We start from the raw sequence: 6,867 nt of genomic DNA on the forward strand, positions 1-6,867 counted from the left end.
CCGTCAAACACGCAAATCGTCGCGGGCGCGGACGGCGACGCAGCCGAAGCGTTTTTGCAGGCGGTGCAGGGCGCGTTCGCCGAGTTCGAATTGCAGTGTCCAGCCCTCGCCGGGGTCGTAGCGTTCGCTCAGGACGCTGCCGTTGTCGTAGAGGAAGGCGCGCAGGGCGGGGGCGGCGACCGGCACGCGCAACTGCCAGGCGCGGCGGCGCGGCGCCAGTTCGTCCTGGACGGCCTGTTTCAGCAGGTTGATGCCGCGGCGTGAGCGCGCCGACAGGCGCACGGCGGCGGCGCGTTCGCCGTTGCCGCCGAGCAGGCCGGGGGCGTCGCCGGTGAGGTCAATCTTGTTGAAGACATTGATTTTCGGTATCTCCGACGCGCCGATGGCGGCGAGCACCGATTCAACCTGTGCGCGGTGGCCGGCGCAGTCCGGGTCGGAGGCGTCCTCGACATGCAGAATCAAATCGGACTGGCGCACTTCCAGCAGCGTCGCGTTGAACGCCTCGACCAGTTCGTGCGGCAGGTCGCGGATGAAGCCGACGGTGTCGCTGACCAGCACCGCGCCGCCCGGCAGTTCAAGCCGGCGCACCAGCGGGTCGAGCGTCGCGAACAGGCGTCTTTCACCGGCGACACCGGCGCCGGTCAACGCGCTGAACAGCGTGGATTTGCCGGCGTTGGTGTAGCCCACCAGCGCGATGGAAAACAGCGCGTTCTTGCGGCGGCGCCTTCTGCGCTGCTCGCGCTGGCGCTTGATGCCCTCCAGTTGGCGGGCGACGCTGCCCATGCGCCGGCGCAGCAGGCGGCGGTCGGTTTCCAGTTGTTTCTCGCCGGGGCCTCTGAGACCGATGCCGCCCTTCTGCCGCTCCAGGTGGCTCCAGCCGCGCACCAGGCGCGTGGACAGGTATTCCAGTTGCGCCAGTTCAACCTGGAGTTTGCCCTCGTGCGACTGCGCCCTTTGCGAGAAGATGTCGAGTATCAGGCCGGTGCGGTCGAGCACCCTCGCCTGGATGCGGCTTTCCAGGTTGCGTTCCTGACGCGGCGTCAGGTCGTGGTCCACAATCAGCAGGCGCACATCATGGTCGCCGACCCATTGCCTGATTTCGTCGGCCTTGCCGCTGCCGATGAAATAACGCGGGTCGGGCCGCGCGCGGCGCGCACCCATCAAACCGCGCGCATCAACGCCCGCGGACGCCGCCAGTTCGGCGAACTCGTCAAGATCGCGCCGCCCGTCCGGCGCGCCGACGGCAACCGACAGCAGCAGCGCCGCACCGCGGTTCGCGCCGGGCGCGCCCGTGTCCATCATCGTTTCTATCGTGGGCGTCCCCATCGCCTCCATCATACCAGCCTTGTCAGGCGGCGTCTCGCCCGCGCCGCCGTGGAAACGAAAAACTCCGTGCCAAAACGCGGTAACCGATTAATCCGTGTGCATGACTATCACGCTGCCGGACGGCGCGACAGGTCAAGCGCAGCCGAACTGCGTGGCGGCGCAAGTTCGTGACCGGGATTGGAAGGCGCCCGGAAGGTGATTGCTTCGTAATAATCGTCCAGTGAGACAAAGGCGCCGTTGGCTTCCGCCCATTCCCGCATTCTCCGGTTGCAGGAGTGCGCCCACGACAAGACTTCGATTCTCCAGTTGCGCCCATGCATCCGCTCCAGCGTACTGTGAAAGCCCCGGCCTTCAATATAGCCGGCGCCATCACCGGTCAGCAGTGTGACAACGCCGGGATTGCCGTTGTAATCTAGACCGTCCTCCAGCATACGCAATTGCAGCCACTGGTCGGGAGTTCCCTGTTCTCCACGGTCCGGGGCGCCCCGGTCAAACAGATTAACCTCCACACCCCGGTTTTCCATCCGGTTCCAGAGCTGGCGCATTTCCGGCGGCACGGAACCGGCGGCAACGGCTTTCTCCAGCGTGCGATCGGCATGTGCCAGGCGCAGCATATTGTCAAAATTAATGCGAATCAGATAGCGGGCGCCGGGGGTGGCTTCTTTTTCCTCGGCAAGACGCTGTGCCTCATGAAAAATATTGGAATTGTCCCAATAAATGAATACACCGCTCATTGCAATACCTCGTTGTTGCGTCGCTTCAGCGACTTGGCGACTCTCAGTGTATCATGCCGAATACCAATACACATCCCCATCGCCTCCATCATACCAGCCTTGTCAGGCGTCGCGCCACAATCCGCGGATGGCGGCGATGCCGTGGCCGCCGTGACGACGGCACAGCACGACATCGCGCGGCTCCATGCCGCCGAGTGCATAGACGGGCAGCGGCAAATCGGCGATGAGCGCGGCGAAAGCGGGCCATCCGAGCGGCGCGGCGCCGGCGTGGCTCGGCGTCGCCCGCACCGGCCCCAGCACCGCGAAGTCGGCGCCGACAGCGACGGCGGCCTGCAATTCGCGCGCGTTGTGGCACGAGGCCGCAAACCAGCGGTCGGCGGGCACCGGTCTGTTGCGACATTGCAGCAAGGCGGTGGCGCTGAGGTGAATGCCGGCAAATGCTGCTTTGTTGCCAGCGCCGCCGCTGCCGTCATCAATGCCGCCATCACTTCCGACGCCACCACCATCATCGACACCAGCACCAACACCGCCAACACCGGCACCACCGGCATTGACACCGCGGTTATGCAGCAGAACTTTCGCGCCGAAGGCGGCGGCCTCGTCTGTCATCTCGCGTGCGACCTCCGCGCAGGCGGCGTCATCGAGGCGCTCATCTCTCAACACGGCAAGACGCACGCCGTTTTGAAGCGCACGCCGGAAACAGCGGATAAAATGCCAGCGGTCGCCGACGACGGGGGTAATCAGGTAGTGGTCGGGCAGACGCAGCGCGTTGATGATGACGCGGCTTGCGGGCGGAAAATCGGCGGCGCGCAGCGCGCCCGTCGGCACCCAGCGCGCATCGCCGCGCACATCGCCGTCAAACGAACGCACCGTGAACACATCGAAATGCAGGCGGCGGTCGCCGTAATCCCAGTTGAAGCGAATCAGCGGGCGGGCGTCGCGCGCTGTCAGGCCGGTTTCCTCCGCCAGTTCGCGCGCAACGGCCTGCGCGGAGGACTCGCCCGGCTCGACCTTGCCGCCCGGAAACTCGCACAAACCGCCCTGGTGCACACCGCGCGGACGCCGCGACACCAGCACCGAATCACCGCGCCGGACAACGGCGATTGCAACCGGAATCAGACGGGAATCCGGCAAGTCATTCGCGCCCGGTGTGTCTGGTTGCTGTTGCAACCTTTGTCAAAACAGGACGGCATTGTCTGAACAAGCGATGGCGGAGCACCCTGCTCTGCGGCAGGGGAAAAGTGAGAGCGGGCCAGCATAACTCGGAACATCTTCCTCCAGTTCCTTGCGGAGACTGAAGGCTGCACTGGGCTCTTGCAAACCAGTACTCTTTTACACCCGCTCTTGCCCGGATTATACCACCCGCCTGCGGCTTTCCGTCAAGCCGCAGGCGGCGCCATAACACGCCGCGCCGCCAGGCGCGTTTGACAACAGTGTGCAGATCAGGCCATGCGGCGGCGCCGCAGCCGTGATGCTGACAGCAACAGCAGCGCGGCCAGCATTGCCAGCACGATGAGCGCAACAAGGCCGAGCGCGCCGCTGCTGCCGCTACCGCCGCCGCCGCCAATGCGGACGCCGAGCGGGTCCTTGATGACGCCGTTAGCCACGCCATCGTCGTCGTTCGGGCCGCCGTCCGTTACATACACTGCCAGGCAATCGCCTGAGGCAAGGCTGTACAGGCCGTCCGCATCATCAGGGCATCCGCCATCTTCGGTGCGGCGCATGGCAAAGCCGTAGCGGTCGCCGCCGCTGCGGTCAAACTGTCCGCGCCCCACCTTGAACACCTCCACGCCTGCGCCGCGAAACGCTTGCGGCAGCGGAATAATCACGCCCGCCATGCCGCCGGTCGGTGTCGCCGATGACACCGCCGCGTAATCCACTTCGTATATCGTGAAGTCATACACGACCGAACCGGTGGCAAACTCGGACGCCTGCCAGGCGTTGTAATCCACCGTGTCGGCGGCGGCCACTCTCGCCAGCGTCTCATCACCCGCGCGCAGGCGGTGTGAACGGAACACCGGGCGAATGTGGCGCACCGCCCCGGTCGCCGACACCGGCAGGTGCGACAGGCTATCAAAGTCGTCCAGCATGTCGGCGATGCCGTCGCCGTCCGCGTCGCCCGATGACGCCAGCGGGTGGTTCGTCGCCGACACCACCGGGTAGCGGAACACCGCAGAGACACTGCCGCCGCCGCCCGGCAGACGCACTGCCACATCCGTTACCGTACCGGCAAGGCCGGCAAGTTCAGCAGATGCAATCGTGTGCGTCTCGGTTGTGATGACGCCGCCGTTCTCCAACGGGATGTGCAACTCGTGGGCCGAGCCTTCGGCCAGCGCATTGACGACATCGGAGCCGCGCATCAGCAGCGGGCGTCCCGGCACCGGCGGTATCACGCTGTCTGCGGCGGCCACGACGACGACTGTTTGCGTTGTCAGGCCGAGCGAATAATCGCTGGCCGTCGGCGGCGTTGGCGACGGGCGCCACAGCGAGACGCTGCTGCCGGCCACCTGATCCATTGTCCAGACGCCGTCCGCCGAGGCCGAGGCGGTGAATGAACGGCCATCGTCCGCCGTTGCGCGCACGGTTACCGCAGCGCCGGTCGTGAACAGGCGTTGCGACGCCATGTTCAGTTCCGGTATCCGGTAAATGGTTTGTTCCGGCAGGTTGCTGTCGGTGTTGAGGTTCACGGCCCACACACCTTCATCTGACTGCACAAGCCATGCAATCGTGTGGTCAACGCCCGGTGCGATGTTGCCCCAATCCACCGGCGCGCAGCCGCCGTCGGCAAGCGGCGCGTCGTAGTTGGCCGGGAATTGGCCGCTGGTGCACTGGTAGGTTCCGTCATGGCCGAAGGTGTCGCTGCGGTAATAGGCGGCAACCCGCTGCGCCGCTGTCTGCCCTGTCGTCGCCACGCTTGACACACCCAAATGCGCCTGCACGCCTTGTACGCGAATACCGGAATATGCGATGGGCTCCTGCGCCGCCATGCGGCTGATAGAAAATGTTGGCTGTTGTTCCGGGGTAACCTCCACAAACGGGTTGCCCGCGTCAGTGGCGATTCTCGCCTCAACCGCGTCCGGTATGCCGTCGGTGTCGGCGTCCGCGGTCGCGTTCGGCATCAGCACCAGCGTTTCGGCGGCCATCAGATTGCGCCGGTTGTTTCGCGCAAGGCCGCGTTCCACCGCCGTGTCGTAAATCGCCTGACTGCCGACGCGCTCGTAGGCGACTTGCAGGTTTTGTGCGTTGACGGCGATGGCGCGCGCCAGCGTCAGTTTCAGCGCGCGGTGCTGCGTTACCGCCTCAATGCTGTTCACCGCAATCGTCGCCGACGACGGATTGCCGGAGTTCTCAATGATTGTGAAGTCGCGGCTGTCCAGCGTTGTCCCGCTCGGCGTTTCGGCGGGCACTGTGGCGCCGTCGGCGCCGTCCGGGTACAGCAGTATCTTGAAGTCCTCGTTCACTTGCAGCCACAGCACCGACTGGCCGCCGCTCCAGCCGGGCTGGTCGTTCTGGGCGGCCAGTTGCGGCGGTGTCGTGTCATCGGTGATGTAGTTGATGGTCGCCATGCCGCTGTCGGAAGTGGTTACCGTGCCCCTGCCGGGAGAAGCGATGGTTACCGTGCCGAGGGTGACGGTCAGCGTGCGCGAATCGCCGTCGCCGAGGTCGGCGTTGGACGGAATGCGGATGGAGATGTCGGCGGCGGTGGAGCCTGCGGGGATTTGCAGGTTTCCGCTGGCCGGTTCCGGCGTGCCGCCCATGCTACCGCCGATGTCGGCGGTCCAGGCGACGGTTACGATGCCGGCGCTGGCCTTGTCCAGGGTTACCGTGAAGGTGGCGGACTCGCCTTCCTGCACGGCAGGGGCGTCTGCGACGGTTACGCTGGTGATGTCGTCGTTGTCGTTGATGGTCGTGGTTGCGCCACCGCCGCTGATGATGCCGTCACTGGGGTTGCCAAGAGTCAGTGTCAGGTCTTCGGCGGCCTCGTTCAGCATGTCGTCGGTGATGGCGATGTTGAGTGTCTGGCTGCCGAGGGCGGTGAAGCGCAGCGTGCCGTCGGTGTCGGCGCCGCTCAGGCGATAGTCGGATGCCGAGGCGGCGCCGCTGACCACCCAGTCCACGGTCACCGCCGCGCCGGATGCCGGCGCGGTGTCGCTCAAGGTGACGGTGAACACGGCGGTGTCGCCCTCGGCGGTGTCGGCGTTGTCCACGGCGACGGCGAGGGTGGGTTGGTTGTCGTTGGCGCGGATGGTGATGGTGATGGGGCCGACGGTGTTGGTCGGGGTGATGGTGCCACCCGACCTCGTCACCACCGGGATGATGATGGTTTCATCCGGTTCAGGCATGTTGTCATCCGTAACGGTGAACACTTGTTCGGTAAGTGTATAGGAGTTAATAACATTAAGAATATTCGGCAAAAAAATGGCGGCCGAATAATCCACATTAGGGGTGGCGGTTCCTTCAAAAGTGACTTCACTTATGGTTAAGAATCCACCGCTCGCGCCGGTCAGGCTGTAGGTGATGGAGACGGCATCGCCCTCGTCCACTTGCAGGCCGGGTGCGTTGATGTCGCGGTCGCCGTTGCTGCCGGTGACGGTAAAGGAGAGGGTTTGGGCGTGGGTTGCCGGGGCCGCGAGAAAGAAAACGGCGGCGAGGATGGCGAGGAGTACGCCGCTAATTAACCCCGGAATCGCCGGGGGGGGGGGGGGGGGGGGGGGGGGTGGCCGGTGCCCGGGGCCCCGCATGCACCCCACCCGGCCCCGCCGCGTGTGTGCAGGCCGTGTGCGCGCGGCGGGCGCGCGCACAACTA

At 65.4% G+C, this 6,867-nt stretch carries 4 protein-coding genes; all 4 read right to left on the reverse strand.

Annotation, left to right across the window (positions count from 1 at the left end; all coding sequences use genetic code 11):
• Positions 1–3: 3 nt before the first annotated feature.
• A complete protein-coding gene (gene hflX, locus OXU50_04440) occupies positions 4–1,326 on the reverse strand; it encodes a GTPase HflX (protein MDD9869124.1) in 1,323 nt (440 codons plus the stop codon).
• A 107-nt stretch (positions 1,327–1,433) separates the two neighbouring features.
• Complete coding sequence (locus OXU50_04445) at positions 1,434–2,060, reverse strand: NYN domain-containing protein (GenBank protein MDD9869125.1); 627 nt, start codon at positions 2,058–2,060, stop codon at positions 1,434–1,436.
• Between the two features lie 102 nt (positions 2,061–2,162).
• Positions 2,163–3,194, reverse strand: a complete 1,032-nt coding sequence (locus tag OXU50_04450; protein ID MDD9869126.1) for a thiamine phosphate synthase — start codon at positions 3,192–3,194, stop codon at positions 2,163–2,165.
• Between the two features lie 308 nt (positions 3,195–3,502).
• Positions 3,503–6,802 carry a hypothetical protein gene (locus OXU50_04455; protein MDD9869127.1) on the reverse strand — a complete coding sequence of 1,100 codons (3,300 nt, stop codon included), beginning with the start codon at positions 6,800–6,802 and terminating at the stop codon, positions 3,503–3,505.
• Between the last annotated feature and the right edge of the window lie 65 nt (positions 6,803–6,867).

Source organism: Gammaproteobacteria bacterium (assembly GCA_028817225.1).
GTDB lineage: Bacteria > Pseudomonadota > Gammaproteobacteria > Poriferisulfidales > Oxydemutatoraceae > Oxydemutator.